General features: G+C 67.3%; 11 protein-coding genes. 6 read left to right on the top strand and 5 right to left on the bottom strand.

Annotated features, from left to right (window positions below):
• The first annotated feature begins 29 nt into the window (after positions 1-29).
• On the top strand, positions 30-1,226 hold the full coding sequence (locus tag FLL57_RS08715; RefSeq protein ID WP_142882682.1) for a UbiH/UbiF family hydroxylase: 1,197 nt from the start codon (positions 30-32) through the stop codon (positions 1,224-1,226).
• Positions 1,227-1,231: 5 nt separating this feature from the next.
• On the opposite strand, the gene FLL57_RS08710 is transcribed toward FLL57_RS08715, so the two are convergent.
• Positions 1,232-2,188 carry an AEC family transporter gene (locus tag FLL57_RS08710; protein ID WP_142882681.1) on the bottom strand — a complete coding sequence of 319 codons (957 nt, stop codon included), beginning with the start codon at positions 2,186-2,188 and terminating at the stop codon, positions 1,232-1,234.
• Between the two features lie 120 nt (positions 2,189-2,308).
• On the opposite strand from FLL57_RS08710, the gene hspQ reads away from it, so the two are divergent.
• Positions 2,309-2,641 (top strand): heat shock protein HspQ, encoded by a 333-nt coding sequence (gene hspQ / locus FLL57_RS08705; protein ID WP_013502539.1) that lies wholly within the window; start codon positions 2,309-2,311, stop codon positions 2,639-2,641.
• A gap of 242 nt (positions 2,642-2,883) precedes the next feature.
• Here the strand turns inward: hspQ and FLL57_RS08700 are convergent, their stop codons facing one another.
• The gene (locus tag FLL57_RS08700; RefSeq protein ID WP_013502540.1) at positions 2,884-3,633 is read right to left on the bottom strand and encodes an invasion associated locus B family protein; all 750 of its coding nucleotides are present in this window, start codon (positions 3,631-3,633) and stop codon (positions 2,884-2,886) included.
• Positions 3,634-3,849: 216 nt separating this feature from the next.
• On the opposite strand from FLL57_RS08700, the gene FLL57_RS08695 reads away from it, so the two are divergent.
• Genes FLL57_RS08695 through FLL57_RS08685 form a run of 3 tightly spaced genes read left to right on the top strand, consistent with a single transcriptional unit; the run spans position 3,850 to position 8,552 of the window.
• The gene (locus tag FLL57_RS08695; RefSeq protein WP_142882680.1) at positions 3,850-5,730 is read left to right on the top strand and encodes an extracellular solute-binding protein; all 1,881 of its coding nucleotides are present in this window, start codon (positions 3,850-3,852) and stop codon (positions 5,728-5,730) included.
• A gap of 4 nt (positions 5,731-5,734) precedes the next feature.
• On the top strand, positions 5,735-7,270 hold the full coding sequence (locus FLL57_RS08690; protein ID WP_013502542.1) for a class I adenylate-forming enzyme family protein: 1,536 nt from the start codon (positions 5,735-5,737) through the stop codon (positions 7,268-7,270).
• A 49-nt stretch (positions 7,271-7,319) separates the two neighbouring features.
• Positions 7,320-8,552 carry a GGDEF domain-containing protein gene (locus FLL57_RS08685; RefSeq protein WP_142882679.1) on the top strand — a complete coding sequence of 411 codons (1,233 nt, stop codon included), beginning with the start codon at positions 7,320-7,322 and terminating at the stop codon, positions 8,550-8,552.
• A 352-nt stretch (positions 8,553-8,904) separates the two neighbouring features.
• On the opposite strand, the gene mfd is transcribed toward FLL57_RS08685, so the two are convergent.
• A complete protein-coding gene (gene mfd / locus FLL57_RS08680) occupies positions 8,905-12,423 on the bottom strand; it encodes a transcription-repair coupling factor (protein WP_142882678.1) in 3,519 nt (1,172 codons plus the stop codon).
• Entirely contained in the window at positions 12,420-12,710 is a 291-nt protein-coding gene (locus FLL57_RS08675; RefSeq protein ID WP_013502545.1) for a succinate dehydrogenase assembly factor 2, read from the bottom strand. The genes mfd and FLL57_RS08675 overlap by 4 nt, the downstream gene beginning before the upstream one ends.
• Before the next feature lie 154 nt (positions 12,711-12,864).
• Here FLL57_RS08675 and recG point away from each other — a divergent pair, with 154 nt between their 5' ends.
• Positions 12,865-14,967 (top strand): ATP-dependent DNA helicase RecG, encoded by a 2,103-nt coding sequence (gene recG, locus FLL57_RS08670; RefSeq protein WP_142882677.1) that lies wholly within the window; start codon positions 12,865-12,867, stop codon positions 14,965-14,967.
• 149 nt (positions 14,968-15,116) lie between these two features.
• Here recG and FLL57_RS08665 read toward each other — a convergent pair whose 3' ends face one another.
• On the bottom strand, positions 15,117-15,920 hold the full coding sequence (locus FLL57_RS08665; protein WP_047309563.1) for a DUF502 domain-containing protein: 804 nt from the start codon (positions 15,918-15,920) through the stop codon (positions 15,117-15,119).
• Between the last annotated feature and the right edge of the window lie 14 nt (positions 15,921-15,934).

Genomic DNA, 15,934 nt, shown 5'->3' with positions numbered 1-15,934 from the left:
TCGGCGCAGGCCGGGGCAATTGTCCCGGCATGACCCAGAGCCTGCTCGAACCCAACAGCTATGATGCCATCGTGGTCGGCGGCGGCCCCGCCGGCCTCACCGCCGCCATCGCGCTCGCCGACAGCGGCGCGATCACCGCTCTGGTGGCTCGGCGAGCGCCCTACGGTGACAACCGCACCACGGCCCTGCTCGGCGATTCGATCGACATCCTGGACCGGCTCGACGTGTGGCGGCGCTGCTCGGGAAAGGCCGCGGCGCTGCGGGCGATGCGGCTGGTCGACGATACCGGGCGGCTGATCCGGGCGCCTGAGGTCAAGTTCGCGTCCCAAGAGATCGGTATGGACGCCTTCGGTTACAACATCGAGAATCGCACCCTTCTGATCGCACTCGAAGAGCGCGCCGCCGAATTGTCCAACCTCGAGCGCTTCGACGACGAAGCGGACAGCGTCGTCCCGGGCGACGACGAGGCGGTGGTGCGGCTGCGCGGCGGCATGACGCTGTCGGCGACGCTGGTGGTGGGAGCCGACGGGCGGCAGTCGCAGTGCCGCGAAGCCGCCGGCATCAAAGTGAGCAGCCGGGCGCTGCACCAGTCGGCGCTGACCTTCAACGTCAAGACCACACGCTCGCACGACAATGTCTCGACCGAGTTTCACACCGAGGAAGGCCCGTGCGTGTTCGTGCCGCTGCCCGGCAAGCGCATGAGCATCGTCTGGGTCGCGGCGCCGAAGGAGGCGCAGCGGCTGATGGCGCTGTCCGACGACGAGCTGTCGGCAGCCGCCGAAAAGCAGTCGCAGTCGATCTACGGCAAGATGACCGTCGAGCCCGGCCGCAATCTGTTTCCGCTGGCGATCGAGAAGCCGGCCGCTTACGCGCAGCATCGCATCGCCCTGGTCGGCGAGGCCGCTCACGTGGTGCCGCCGATCGGGGCGCAGGGGCTGAACATGGGATTGCGCGACGCCGGCGACCTCGCCGACATCGTCCGTGAAGCGATCGAGAGCGGCGCCGATATCGGCTCGGATGCGGTGCTGGCACGCTACGGCCGCAGCCGCGGCCCGGACATCGCCAGCCGCACCGCCGCGATCGACATCGCCAACCGCACCCTGCTCAGCGGCCTGCTGCCGGTGCAGATGCTGCGGGCGGCGGGGATGCACGTGCTCGGCTCGGTCGGCCCGCTGCGCCGGTTCGCAATGCGCGAGGGGCTGTCGCCGTTCTGGCGCTCGATCTGACGCCCCTACCCCGGAAACGGGATCTGCCCGGTCCGGATCAGCCACATCACGGTGGTGAGCGTCACCACCGAGACGAACGTCCCGATCAGAACGGCGACCGACGCCGGCTCGACCCAGGTATTATATTGCCGGGCGATCACGAACACGTTCAGCGCCGGCGGCAGTGACGCCATCAGCACTGCGGTCGCGGCCCATTCCGGCGAAAACGGCCCGAACGCCAGAATCAAGCCGAACACGATCACCGGGTGCAGTAGCAGCTTCACCGCCACCAGGCTCGGAATTTCCCACGGAACCCGGCCGAACGGCCGCAACGCCACCGTCACGCCGAGGGTGAACAGCGCCACCGGCGCCGCGGCGTTCTGGAGGAACGCCAGCATCCTGTCGAGCGCCACCGGCGGCTCGACATGGAAAGCCGCCGCCGCGGCTCCGCAATAGGCGGCGACGATCAGCGGGTGCAGCAAAATCTCCCGCAGCACCGCCAGGATGGTCGGTAGCATCGGCCGCTTGTCGGCCGCCGTCAGCGCCATGCCGAGCGGTACGATCGAGAACAGAAAGATCGTGTCGAAGCAGAAGATCAGCGCGGTCGGCGCCGCCGCCTGGGTGCCCAGCACCGACAGCGCCAGGCCCGGCCCCATGTAGCCGATGTTGCCGTAGCCGCCCGACAGCGCCGCCATCGTCGCCTCGCGCATCGACAACTTGCCGATCATCCGCCCGAGCAGGCCGGACAGGAAGAACGCGATCGCCGTGGCCAGCGTCGTCGCCAATATGAACGGCAGGTTGTTGAGCTCCTCGAACGGCGTCTTCGACATGATCCGGAAGAACAGCGCCGGCAGCGAGACGTAGACCAGGAAGAAGTTCATCCAGACCAGGCCCTGCTCCGGCAGCTTCTTGAGACGGCCGCAGGCGAAGCCGACGAAGATCAGGCCGAAATACGGCAGGGCGAGATTGAGAATGTCGATCATGCGCAATGCGGCCGGAGTTGGGAACCGAACGGTATCAGGGAAACCCCGGGCTGGCCGCCGCGGAGCAGACTCGCCGGTTTACCACTAGCGTCCGCCGCCAAGCTGGTCTATCCGACTCCCATGATCAAAACGCGAACCGCCAAGTTTCAGATCGGTCAGATCGTCCGCCACCGGATCTTCTCGTTCCGCGGCGTGGTATTCGACATCGATCCGGAATTCGCCAACACCGAAGAATGGTGGCTGGCGATCCCCGAAGATGTGCGGCCGAGCAAGGACCAGCCGTTCTATCACCTGCTCGCGGAAAACGCGGAGTCGGAATACGTCGCCTATGTGTCGGAGCAGAACCTGCTTCCTGACGATTCCGGCGAGCCGATCCGGCATTCCCAGGTCGCCGAGATCTTCATCAAGGATAAGTCCGGCGGCTACCGGCCGCGCAACCCGTCGCTGAACTAATCGGGCGCGGGTGCCGTCTCGGGCGTCTCGACGATCGCTGGGTTGAAAATACCCGACCAGCACGGATCTCCCGCACGGCGCCTCACGCGAAAGCCTAGCGGCGACCCAGTCGTCCGCGATGGCGATCATCACCGGCTGATATGACAGCCCGGCGGGCGCAGGCGAGTCCTCAGAAAACAGAAAGGGCGCCACCGGGGGCGCCCTTTGCGTTTCGCGATCGTGGTCGCGTGTTACTTGGTGGCTTACTTGGCGGCCGGGTTGGCACCGGCCGGAGCCTGAGCTTCCAGCTTCTTGCGCTGCTCTTCGGCGCGCTTCTGCAGCTCTTCCTGCAGCTTCTTCTGGGTCTCTTCGAACTGCTTCGGATCGGTCGGCGGACCGTCATAGGCCTTGGCGAATTCCGCCAGCGGCAGCGGCAGCGTCAGCGGCGCGCCGTTGGAGTTGATCGCCTGCACGACCAGATTCTGGCCCTTCTTGAGCTGGTTGACCAGTTCCGGCGTCGCTTCGTAGTCCGACATGCAGCCGTTGGCGAAGCAGATCACATAAGGGCTCTGCTGCGGCGCATTGCCGTCGACGATGATGCGGGTACCGTGAACGAGCTGCATACCGAGCGGCAGTGTCACGCGCAGGATCTTCTTCGGCTCGCCTTCCGGCTCGATGATCACCGCCGCGATCACCGGCTGACCGGATTCGATGCGGCCGTCCTTGCCGGTGAAGCACACCTGCTTGGCGTTGGCGTCCTGCCCCTTCAGGCAGAACTTCGTCCAGGGCGCGTAGATCAACTGAACCTGCTGCTGCTCGGCCTGCGCGGGGGCCTGCTGCGCAGGTGCCGGCGCGTTCTTCGGCGCCGCTTTCGGCGCTGCCTTCGGAGCAGCCGGCTGCTGCTGGGCCTGCGCAGCGGGGGCGACGGTCAGCGTGGCGAATGCGGTAGCCGCCAGCAGGGCGAAGACTCGCCCGCGCAGCCCGGCCGACGCGACCAAGTTGCAAGAATTCATTCGGAAAACCCTTTCTGAAACGGTCGCGCACCCCAACCGCGACGCGGGAGCGACATCCGGCCGTCGGCCGCTGTCTCTGTGCCAATTGAGGCGGTTACGTGACGAGCCGGTGGGCATCATCGACTGCCCGCCTTCAATACATTGGCGAACGAAAATATCAATGGCAACAATCCTCCGCGGCCGGTTTCCCTGCGCCGATGTGGTAAAAATTCAGACGTGAGACGCGCCGAATCAGAGCACCACATCGTCCCCGGGATCAAGGCCCTCGCCTGCGCGCTGGCGGTCGGCATCGGGTGCCTCGGCGGCGCAACAATCGCTGGTGCCGAGCCGGCCGGCGCTTCCGCCGCCGGGACCGTCAGCCATGCCATCGCGATGCACGGCGAGCCCGCCCAGCCGGCCGACTTTACGGCGATGCCCTACGTCAATCCGGATGCTCCCAAGGGCGGCCGGATGATCGCCAGCGTGGTCGGAGCGTTCGACAGCCTCAATCCCTTGATCGTCAAAGGCATAGCGGTGCAACAGATGCGCGGCTATGTGATCGAGAGTCTGCTGGCGCGCGGCCATGACGAGCCGTTCACCCTGTACGGCCTGCTCGCACGGTCGGTCGAGACCGACGACATCCGCAGCTATGTGACCTTCCGCATCGATTCCCGTGCCCGGTTCGCGGACGGCAAGCCCGTGACCGCCGAGGACGTCCTGTTCTCGTGGCGGCTGTTGCGCGACAAGGGCCGCCCGAACCTGCGCCTGTACTACGGCAAGGTGGCCCGCGCGGAAGTGCTGGATCCCCTCACCGTCCGGTTCGATTTCGGCGGCGCGCCGGACCGAGAACTACCGCTGATCCTCGGCCTGATGCCGGTGCTGCCGCGCCACGCCGTGGATCCCGACCGATTTGAGGAAACCTCGCTGACGCCACCGCTCGGCTCCGGCCCCTACCGGGTCACCCGGGTCCAGGCGGGCACCAGCGTCACCCTCACCCGCGATCCGAACTACTGGGGCCGGGATCTGCCGATCAACCGGGGTTCGTGGAATTTCGACGAAGTCCGGATCGACTACTTCCGCGAGGCCAATGCACAATTCGAGGCGTTCAAACGCGGCCTGTACGACTTCCGCGTCGAGACCGACCCGCTGCGCTGGCACGAAGGCTACGACTTCCCCGCGGCCCGCCGCGGCGAGGTGAGCCGCCTCGCGATCAAGCCCGGCACCCCGGAGCCGACAGACTGCCTGGTGTTCAACACCCGCCGGCCGGTGTTCGCCGACATCCGGGTTCGCGAGGCGCTGTTGAACCTGTTCGATTTCGAATGGATCAGCCGCAACTACTTCTTCGGCCTGTACTCCCGCGCCGGCGGATTCTTCGGCGGATCGGATCTGTCGGCCTACGGCCGCGCGGCCGAAGACGGCGAGCGCACGCTGCTGCAGCCGTATCTGGCGCGCCTGCGCCCCGATATCGTCGACGGCAGTTACAGGCTGCCGGAGAGCGACGGCTCGGGGCGCGATCGCACCGGGCTGCGCCGTGCGCTCGACCTGCTCGGGCAGGCCGGATACCAACTCGACGGCACCATCCTGCGCAAGCGCGACACCGGCCAGCCGTTGTCGTTCGAGATGCTGGTGACGACGCGCGAACAGGAGCGGATCGCGCTCGCCTTCGCCCGCGACGTCAAGCGCGCCGGCATCACCGTGTCGGTCCGAACGGTCGACGCGGTCCAGTTCGACCAGCGCCGATTGAGCTACGATTTCGATATGATCCCGAACCGCTGGGATCAGTCGCTGTCTCCGGGCAACGAGCAGGCGTTCTACTGGGGCAGCGACGCAGCCGACACGCCCGGCACCCGCAACTATATGGGCGCCAGGGACCAGGCGATCGACGCGATGATCGCGGCGCTGCTGCGCGCGCGCGGCCGCACCGATTTCGTCGATGCGGTGCGGGCACTCGACCGGATGCTGATCTCGGGGTTCTACGTAGTCCCTGTGTACAGCATCCGGGAGCAATGGATCGCGCGGTGGAATCGGATAGAGATGCCGAACACCACGGCTTTGACCGGCTATCTTCCGGAGACGTGGTGGTCTCGGCCATCGCCGCAGCAACCGCAGCAGAGGTGATCCTGTGAGCCAGCCCAACACCTCGCCGACGCTCGACGGACTGTTTCGCCGCACCCTGGCACGGCAGCCGGATGCGGTCGCGCTGATCGATCCGCCCGACAAACAGCGTATCACCGGGCAGCAGCCGATGCGCCTGACCTACGCCGAGGCCGACCGCGCGATCTCCGCGCTGGCGGCGCATTTCGTCACCGCCGGGCTGCCGAGCAATTCGGTGATCGCGGTGCAGTTGCCGAACACCGTCGAATTCGTGCTGACAGTGCTGGCGGCGCATCGCGCCGGTCTCGTCGTCGCACTGCTGCCGCAGCTCTGGCGCCATGCCGATCTCACCGCCGCGCTGAACCGTACCGGCGCGCGGGCGATCGTCTCGACGCGCTGGATCGACGGCGTCAGCCACGCCGATCTCGCCATGAACGCCGCTGCCGAGGCGTTCTCGATCCGCCACGTCTGCGGCTTCGGCGACGACCTGCCCGAAGGCATGGCGTCGCTCGACGCCGCGATGGCCGACGACAGCGCGCTGCCGCCGCCGCCCGGGCTGCAGGAGGCCCGCCGCGCCGCGGTGATCTCGTTCGACACAACCAGCGACGGCGTCCGCGCCATCCCGCGCAGCCATCTGCACCTGATCGCCGGCGGACTCGTGGTGTTCCTCGAAAGCGCGATCCCGCAAGGCGCGGTGATGCTGTCGGCGCAGACGCCCGCATCGTTCGCCGGCCTCGCCTCGTCGATGGTGACCTGGCTGCTCAGCGGCGGCACGCTGGCGCTGCACCATCCATTCGACGACGCGGTGCTGGAGCGGCAGATCGTCGAACTGGGGTGTCAGGCGCTGGTGACGCCGGCGCCCCTGGCGCTCCGGCTCGGCGAGGCCGGCCTTGCGGCGCAGGCGCCGTCGCTGCGCAGCGTGGTCGGGCTGTGGCGGTCGCCCGAACAGGTCGGCGCCAGCCCGTCCTGGATCGGCGCGCCGGCGAACTTCACCGACATCTATCTGTTCGGCGAAGCCGGCCTGTTCGGCGCCCAGCGTGCCGCGGACGGCACACCGGCGGCGATCATGCCGGGACCGCACACCGCGCCGCGCGGTCATGCCGGCGGCTCGACCGCGGGCGAGGTCTTGATCACGCCGAAGGGCACGCTCGGGCTGCGCGGCCCGATGGTGACGCTCGCGGCCTATGCGCCGCTGCCGCCGCTCAACAGTTCGATCCCGATGGCGCCGCCGCCGGACTTTGTCGATACCGGCTACGCGGCGCGGCTCGACCGCGCCACCGGGGCGGTGTGCATCACCGCACCGCCCGCCGGGGTGATGGCGGTCGGCGGCTATCGCTTCCTGGCGCTCGACCTGCAGGAATGGGCGAAGCGGCTCGGCCAGGGCGCGCTGCTGACGGCGCTGCCGGACCGGCTCAGCGGCTACCGGCTCGCGGGCCGCGCGCAGGACAATTCCAGAGCTCGCGAAGCACTTTCAGAACTCGGCCTAAACCCTTTGATGGTCGAAGCCTTCCGCGACGCACCGAAGCTCGATGAAAACCGCGCATCGACGTTGACGCCGCATTAACAGCGACCGCTTACGGTTTTCCGCCTCGACTGCGGGAGCCGTTCTTGGAATGTCGTACCACGCGCCTATCCTCGTCGTGACCGGCGACGACAGTTCGCTGACCCTTGCTGCGCTGACGGACGCCAAACTGTTTCCGGTGCTCACCGCGTCGTGCTCCGATGCGGCTGACGCGATCGGCCGGCTGCGACCGTCGGCCGTGGTCGTCGATGGTGGCGCGCCCGCCGGCGCGCTCGCGACCCTCGCCCGCCAGGTCGGGCTGCTGCAACCCTATGTACCGTTGATCGCGATCGGGGCGGATGGTCCTCTGCCCGACAATGCGATGCCGTTCAGCGCCGATCCGCGCGAATTGATCCATCTTGCGCCGCGGCTGCGCGCGGCACTGCGAGTACGGACGCTGCACGCCACCGCGATGCGGCGCCTGACCGATCCGGGCGGCCTCACCGAGCTGTCCGACAACGACCCGTTGCAGGACGCCACCGTGCTGCTGATCGGTCGCGGCGCGGCCTATCCGGCGCTGTCGGTCGCGCTCGGCGAACGCGTCGGGGTGGTCGGCGCATTGTCGATCGAGGCCGCCGCCAAGCATCTCAACGCCCGCGACCTCGACGGCATTGTGCTGGCCGAAGGTTTCAGCCCGCGCGTGGTCGATGCGTTTCTCACCGTATTGTCGGAGGATACCCGGTTTCGGCACCTGCCGATCGTAGTCGGCGTCGCGGCCCCGCAGCCGGAAGTCGAGCTGCCATACCTTGAATTCGTCGACGGCACCCCGGCGCAGATCGTCGGTGCCGCGCTGCCGCTGGTGCGCCAGCACGCCTTCGAAGCCCGCCTCACCCGCACCCTCGCCTCGCTCGACGCGGGCGGGCTGCTCGATCCCCGCACTGGCTTGCTGACCGAGACTGCATTCGAGCGCGATTTTGCGACCGCCGTGTATCAGGCCCAGACTCGCGGCGAAGGCCTGTCGGTCGCGCGCTTCGTCCTGCACCGCGCCGATCGCCGCGCGGTCCACGACGCCGCCCGGATTGTCAGCCGGCTGATGCGCAAGATGGATTTCGGCACGCTGCAGACCGACGGCACCCTGCTGGTGGTGTTCGCCGCGACCGACCTGCGCAACGCCCAGGCGATCGCACGCCGGCTCAGCAGCGTGATCAAGCAGACCGCGCACAGCGCCCGGCGCGAGGCACGGATCGATCCCGACGTCAGCGTCGCCACCCTGATGCCGGACGAATCCGCCCGCGCCATCCTGACCCGCGTCGTCCAGCAGGACCGCCGCCGCGCGGCGTCGTGAGAGCCGCAGGCTAGAGGTGGTCCGTTCTCAGTTGAATCTGGAGCGCACTTCGGCGTAGTCCCAACAAGCACAATCCTCATGGTGAGGAGGCGCGAAGCGCCGTCTCGAACCATGCGCCACAAGCCATGCGGCTTCTCATCCTTCGAGACGTCCGGCTTTGCCGGGCACCGCAGGATGAGGTCTCCCTGCCCTTGGGGAGGGCAAGCCTGGCATCAATCAATCGATGAAGCGCACTAATCAGATAACGCGCTCCCCGTCATTGCGAGCCGAAGGCGAAGCAATCCAGAGGCCCCATACACAGTTGGATCGCTTCGTCGGTTTCGCCGCCTCGCAATGACGTGGCGGCGAAAGATCACGCCGCCTTGCGGTTCTCGGCGAGGTCGGCGAGCTGCTTGAGGATATCGGTCGTGCCCATCAGCCGCTCTTCCGGCGTCTTCCAGACCTGGAAGAACACCACCTTCATGTCGGGCCGCACCTTGGCGGCTTCGCCGTGGCGCTTGATGAAGAACACCAGCTTGTCCGGCTGCGCGAAGGCGTTGTCGCGGAAGCTGATGACGACGCCCTTCGGACCGGCGTCGACCTTCTCGACATTGGCACGGCGGCAATACGCCTTGATCGCCGCCACCTTGAACAAATAGCGCACCTCGTCCGGCAGCGGACCGAAACGGTCGCGCAGCTCGGCTGCGAAGTTCTCGATCTCCTCGTCGGTGTCGAGATCGGCGAGCCGGCGATACAGCGACAGCCTCACCGCAAGATCGGCAACGAAGTCCTCCGGGATCAGCACCGGCATGCCGATGGTGATCTGCGGCGACCAGCGATCGGCGACCGGTTCGTCGACGATGCCGGCCTTGAGGTTGGTGATCGCCTCCTCCAGCATCTGCTGATACAGCTCGAAGCCGACTTCCTTGATGTGGCCGGACTGTTCTTCGCCGAGCAGATTGCCGGCGCCGCGGATGTCGAGGTCGTGCGATGCTAGCTGGAATCCGGCCCCGAGCGTCTCCAGCGATTGCAGCACTTTGAGCCGGCGCTCCGCCTGCGCGGTGATGTTGTGCTGCGGCAGCGTGAACAGCGCATAGGCGCGCAGCTTCGACCGGCCGACGCGGCCGCGGAGCTGATACAATTGCGCCAGGCCGAACATGTCGGCGCGATGCACGATCAGCGTATTGGCGTTCGGAATATCGAGACCGGATTCGACAATCGTGGTCGACAAGAGGATGTCGAACTTGCCGTCGTAGAACGCCGACATGATGTCCTCGATCACCGCCGGCGGCATCTGGCCGTGGGCGACTGCGACCTTCATCTCAGGCACGTGCTTGTCGAGGAAGTCCTTCACCTCAGCGAGATCGTCGATCCGCGGCACGACGTAGAACGCCTGGCCGCCGCGATAGCGCTCGCGCAGCAGCGCCTCGCGGATCATCAAGGGATCGTGCGGCGCCACGAAGGTACGCACCGCGAGCCGGTCGACCGGCGGCGACGCGATGATCGACAGATCGCGCACCCCGGTCATGGCGAGCTGCAGCGTGCGCGGGATCGGCGTCGCGCTCAGCGTCAGCACGTGCACCTCGGCGCGGAGCTGCTTCAGCTTCTCCTTGTGGGTGACGCCGAAATGCTGCTCCTCGTCGACGATGACGAGGCCGAGATCCTTGAACTTGATCGACTTGCCGAGCAGCGCGTGGGTGCCGACCACGATGTCGAGCGTGCCGTCGGCGATGCCCTTCTTGACCTGGGTCAGCTCCTTGGCGCTGACCAGCCGCGACGCCTGCCCGACATTGACCGGGAACCCGCGGAAGCGTTCGGTGAAGGTCTTGGCGTGCTGCCGCGCCAGCAGCGTGGTCGGGACCACGACCGCCACCTGCTTGCCGTCGAGCGCCACCGCGAAGGCGGCGCGCAGCGCCACTTCGGTCTTGCCGAAGCCGACGTCGCCGCAGACCAGGCGGTCCATCGGCGTGCCCTTCTCCAGATCGCCGAGCGCCGCGTTGATGGCGGCGAGCTGATCCTCGGTTTCATCGTAGGGGAAGCGCGCACAGAATTCGTCGTAGAGCTGCGGCTGGATCGGCAGCTTCGGCGCCTCGCGCAAATGCCGTTCGGCCGCGACCTTGATCAGTTCGCCGGCGATCTGACGGATGCGGTTCTTCAGCTTGGCCTTGCGCGCCTGCCAGCCCGAACCGCCGAGCTTGTCGAGTTCGACCGTGGTGCCGTCGGAGCCGTAGCGCGACAGCAGTTCAATGTTCTCGACCGGCAGAAACAGCTTGGTTTCGTTCGCATAGTGCAGCTCGACGCAGTCGTGCGGCGCGCCGCCGACCTGGAGCGTCTGCAGGCCGACGAAGCGGCCGATGCCGTGCTCGACATGCACGACGATATCGCCGGTCGACAGGCTGGTGACTTCGGAGATGAAGTTGTCGAGCTTCTTGCTGGCCTTGCGCTGGCGCACCAAACGGTCGCCGAGCACGTCCTGCTCGGTGATCACTGCAAAGGCGTCGGTCTCGAAGCCGGACTCCAGCCCGACCACCGCCAGCATGGTTTCGTTGCGCGGCGTCGCCTGCACGGTACGCCAGGAATTGACGCTGGTAAGCGCGACTAGCTTGTGGTCCTTCAGCATGCTCGCCATGCGGTCGCGCGAGCCTTCGCTCCACAGTGCGATCACGACCTTCTTGCGCACCGCCTGCAGCGCATAGACGTGCGCCACAAGCTGCTCGAACACGTTGACGTTGGCGTCCGCGCGCTCCGGCGCAAAGTTGCGGCCGGCCCGGGCGCCTGCGTCGATGACGTTGCTGGTGTCTTCCGGCAGCGCGAACGGCGTCAGCCGTGCCAGCGGCACGCCTTCCAGCCGCGCGGTCCATTCGCTGTCGGTGAGATAGAGTTGATCCGGCGGCAGCGGCTTGTAGATCGCGCCGGAGCCGGGCTGGTCCATCGCTTCGCGGCGGGCGTCGTAATAGTCGGCGATCTGCTTGAAGCGCTCGCGCGCGGCATCCTCGCTCTGCGGCTCGATCGCGACCGGCGTTGCCTTCAGGTAATCGAACAGCGTGTCCATCCGCTCCTGGAACAGCGGCAGCCAGTGCTCCATGCCGGGATGGCGGCGACCTTCGCTGACCGCGGCGTAGAGCTGATCGTCCGGGTGCGGCGCGCCGAAGGTGGCGACATAGCCCATCCGGAACCGGCGGATGGTTTCGGTGACGAGCTGGAATTCCGACACCGGCACCAGATCCAGGCCGCGCATGGTGTGCAGCGTGCGCTGGGTCTCGGCGTCGAAGGTGCGGATCGATTCGAGCTGGTCGCCGAAGAAGTCGAACCGCACCGGCTGGTCGAGGCCGGCAGGAAACAGGTCGAGGATGCCGCCGCGCACCGCATATTCGCCGGCTTCGCGCACCGTGGAGGCGCGGCTGTAGCCGTTGTGTTCGAGCCACGCGACGATCGAATCCATCGGCACGACGTTACCGGGGGCCACCGACAGCGCCTGCGCGGCGACAATCTCGCGCACCGGCACCCGCTGCACGGCGGCGTTGACCGTCGTCAGCACGATCAGCGGCTTGTCGCTGCCGGTCAGGCGCGACAGCTTCGCCAGGGTGGTGACACGCTGCGCCAGGATGCCGGCGTGCGGCGAAACGCGGTCATAAGGCTGGCAGTCCCAGGCCGGAAACTGCAGCACCTCGAGATCAGGCGCGAAGAACTCGAGGCTGCGCGCGAGTTGCTGCATCCGCGGGCCGTCGCGGCAGATCACCGTCAGGCTGACGGCGGGCGCCTTCGGCTTGGCCGCGACCGCGCGGGCCAGATCGGCGATGATCAGCCCTTCGGCGCCTTCGGCGACGTTGGCGAAGGTCAGCGCCTTGCCGGGCGTAAGCTGTTCCGCCGGCGACCTGCTCGGAGTCTTCATACGGCGCCGTCCTGATGGCCGTAGGTCTTGATCCGTTCGAACAGACCGCCCTTGAACTCGGCCGGCAGCGTGTCGCCGCCGGCGACCGCGGCGTAGAGATCGTGGTCGTTGACCTCGATCAGCCGCTCCAGCTCGTCGAGCTCCGCCTCCGACAGCGTGCCGATCTCGGCGTCGGCGAACTGGCCGAGAATCAGATCCATCTCGCGTGTGCCGCGATGCCAGCAGCGGAACAGCAGCCGCTTGCGGCGGTCGTCGAGCCCGCCGCTCGACCGTGTGGTGCCCGTCATGTCGAAATCCACCTCAACGCCAAAAGCCCGGACGTGCCGGGCGAGGCTGGTATAGCCGTCACAATCGCCGCTGTCAGCCCGCACGGACGCATTGCAATCGGCGGCAAATGCAGCCAACCCTGCGGACACCGCCCATCCCACCCGCCTTGGTTCGATGCGCCCTGCTCTGCTCAATCCGCTGTTCGCCCCGGTCACCAGCCTTTCCGGCGTCGGGCCGAAACAGGACAAGCTGTTCCGCTATCTGCTGGACCGCGACGACACCCCGCGGCTGGCCGATCTGCTGCTGCATCTGCCGACCAGCGTGATCGACCGGCGCGCCAGGCCGAAGATTCGCGACGCCGTGCCGGGCACGGTGGTGACGCTGGAGGTGACGGTCGATCGCCACCGCGCACCGCCGCCGGGCCGCTCCCGCGCGCCGTATCTGGTCTATGCCAGCGACGACACCGGCGACGTGGTGCTGACGTTCTTCCGCGCCAAGCCGGACTATGTGCAGAAGCTGCTGCCGGTCGGCGCCAAGCGCTACGTCTCCGGCACCGGCCAGCTCTACGACGGCACGCTGCAGATCGTGCATCCGGACCGCGTCGTCGACGAGGAAGCCTTCGCCAAGCTGCCGCAGATCGATCCGGTGTATCCGCTGACCGAGGGACTGGCGATCGGCTCGCTGCGCCGCGCGGTGGCGCAGGCGCTGACCAAGCTGCCGGCGCTGCCGGAATGGATCAGCCCCGAGGTGCTGCGGCGCTGCCGGTTTCCCTCGTTCGCCGAAGCGCTGAAGCACGTCCACATCCCGGACCAGCCGACCGACATTCTGCCGGACGGGCCGTATTGGTCGCGCCTGGCCTATGACGAACTGCTCGCCGGGCAACTCGCGCTGGCTTTGGTGCGGGCGCAGCTCCGCCGCCCGGCCGGCAGCCGCAACGCCGGCGACGGTCGGCTGCGTCACAAGATCATCGACGCGTTGCCTTATGCACTCACCGCCTCGCAGCAGCAGGCCGCGGCGGCGATCGCCGAGGATCTGCGCCAACCGGTGCGGATGCTGCGGCTGCTGCAGGGCGACGTCGGAAGCGGAAAGACCGTGGTGGCGCTGCTGGCCGCAGCGGCGGTCGCCGAGGCCGGCAAGCAGGCGGCACTGATGGCGCCGACCGAAATCCTCGCCCGTCAGCACATCAAAACCATCGCGCCGCTCGCCGAACGCGCCGGGATGCAGGTCGCGATCCTGACCGGCCGCGAGAAAGGCAAGGAACGCCGCGAGATCCTGGAGCGCCTCGCCGCCGGCGAGATCGATTTTCTGGTCGGCACCCACGCGCTGATCCAGGACGACGTGATCTACAAATCGCTGGCGCTAGCGGTGGTCGACGAGCAGCACCGTTTCGGCGTGCGCGAGCGTCTGGCGCTGACCAGCAAGGGCGCCGATGTCGACGTGCTGGTGCTCAGCGCAACGCCGATCCCGCGCACGCTGGTGCTGACTTACTTCGGCGACATGGACGTTTCGGAACTCCGCGAGAAGCCCGCCGGCCGCCAGCCGATCGACACCCGCACGCTGTCCGACACCCGGCTGCCCGAAGTCATCGACGGCATCGGCCGCGCCATCGCCGTCGGCAAACGCGTGTACTGGATCTGCCCGCTGGTGGAAGAATCCGAGACCGTCAAACTCACCGACGCCGAACAGCGTTTCGAGTCGTTGCGACAGCGCTTCGGCGACCACCAGGTCGGGCTGGTGCACGGCCGGATGCGCGGCAGCGACAAGGACCAGGTGATGGGCCAGTTCGCGCGCGGCGAGATCAGCGTCTTGGTCGCCACCACGGTGGTCGAGGTCGGTGTCGACGTGCCCGAAGCCACCATCATGGTGATCGAAAACGCCGAACGGTTCGGTCTGGCACAACTGCATCAGCTTCGCGGCCGGGTCGGCCGCGGCAGTGAGGCGTCGACGTGCTTGCTGCTGTATCGCGAGCCGCTCGGCGAACTCTCGGCGGCGCGCTTACGCGTGATCCGCGATACCACCGACGGTTTCCGGATCGCCGAGGAAGACCTCAAGCTGCGCGGCGAAGGCGACGTGCTCGGCACCCGCCAGAGCGGCCTGCCCGGCTACCGGATCGCACGCTCCGAAGTTCACGCCCAGCTCATCACCCAGGCGCGCGACGAAGCGCTGCGGATCCTGAAGGAGAATCCCAAGCTCGAAGGCCCGTCCGGCGAAGCGCTGCGCTGCCTGCTGTATCTGTACGAACGCGACGAGGCAATCCCGCTGCTGGGAGCTGGTTAGTTACCGAGCGTCATTCCGGGGCGCGAGCGCAGCTCGCGAGCCCGGAATCCCGAAGTTGGTGGAACGTAGTCGCACGCAGAACATCTCTAGATTCCGGGTTCGCTCACTGCGTGAGCGCCCCGGAATGACTAATGTGGAGATGAGTCTGACTAATCGACCTTGTCGGACGCCTTCTCGGGCGGCTTGAGCCGCCGACGCGAGAACGCCGATTCCGGCTCGTCCGGATCGCGGGCCTTCTTGGCGGCGAGTGCGGTCGCGGCCAGCGCCGCGATCTTCTTCTGCGGATCGGAGCCCGGCTGCACCACACCGGCAGACATGATCAGCGTCGCCGCCTCTTCCGCGCTCATGTCGACCGGGATCACCTTGCTCTTCGGCACGTAGAAGAAGAAGCCGGTGGTCGGGTTCGGCGCGCACGGCAGGAACACCGAAATGTGCTCGTCCTTGTTCGGGATCTTGCCGGCGACCTCCTGGTTGGGCGGCAGCGAGATCAGCACGATCGACCACATCCCGGGCGACGGGAATTCGACCAGTCCGACCTTGCGCAGGCTGTTGCCGCTGCCGGAGAACAGCGTCTCGAACACCTGCTTCAAGCCGCGATAGATCGCGCGCACTACCGGCATCTGGCCAAGCAGCCGCTCGCCGAGGTCGACCAAGGTGCGGCCGATCAGATTGGCGGTCAGGAAGCCGAGCAGCGTCAGCGCGACGAAGGCGATCACCAGACCCGATCCGGGCAGCGCAAACGGCAGATAGGTTTCGGGGCGATAGTCCGGCGGAATCAGCGGCCGAACGAAGCCGTCGACCCAGTTCACGAACCACCAGGTCAGATAGAAGGTGATCAGCACCGGCCCGGCCACGATCAGGCCGGTCAGGAAATAGTTCCGGACCCGGGCCATCACGCCGCGCGGCGGGTCCTGCGGGGTCTCACCGGGCGGGGGCGACAGCTTGTCGTTCATCAGGAGTCCAGGTC

It is taken from the genome of Rhodopseudomonas palustris (genome assembly GCF_007005445.1).
Classification (GTDB): Bacteria; Pseudomonadota; Alphaproteobacteria; order Rhizobiales; family Xanthobacteraceae; genus Rhodopseudomonas; species Rhodopseudomonas palustris_G.
The sequence above is the reverse complement of the archived record's forward strand: the minus strand, read 5'-3'. Positions and strand labels throughout refer to the sequence as shown.

Excerpts from the sequence above, each read along its gene's own strand:
- FLL57_RS08715 (WP_142882682.1), top strand. The coding sequence starts at position 30 with ATGACCCAGAGCCTGCTCGAACCCAACAGCTATGATGCCATCGTGGTC.
- FLL57_RS08710 (WP_142882681.1), bottom strand. The coding sequence starts at position 2,188 with ATGATCGACATTCTCAATCTCGCCCTGCCGTATTTCGGCCTGATCTTC.
- hspQ (WP_013502539.1), top strand. The coding sequence starts at position 2,309 with ATGATCAAAACGCGAACCGCCAAGTTTCAGATCGGTCAGATCGTCCGC.
- FLL57_RS08700 (WP_013502540.1), bottom strand. The coding sequence starts at position 3,633 with ATGAATTCTTGCAACTTGGTCGCGTCGGCCGGGCTGCGCGGGCGAGTC.
- FLL57_RS08685 (WP_142882679.1), top strand. The coding sequence starts at position 7,320 with ATGTCGTACCACGCGCCTATCCTCGTCGTGACCGGCGACGACAGTTCG.
- mfd (WP_142882678.1), bottom strand. The coding sequence starts at position 12,423 with ATGAAGACTCCGAGCAGGTCGCCGGCGGAACAGCTTACGCCCGGCAAG.
- FLL57_RS08675 (WP_013502545.1), bottom strand. The coding sequence starts at position 12,710 with ATGACGGGCACCACACGGTCGAGCGGCGGGCTCGACGACCGCCGCAAG.
- recG (WP_142882677.1), top strand. The coding sequence starts at position 12,865 with ATGCGCCCTGCTCTGCTCAATCCGCTGTTCGCCCCGGTCACCAGCCTT.
- FLL57_RS08665 (WP_047309563.1), bottom strand. The coding sequence starts at position 15,920 with ATGAACGACAAGCTGTCGCCCCCGCCCGGTGAGACCCCGCAGGACCCG.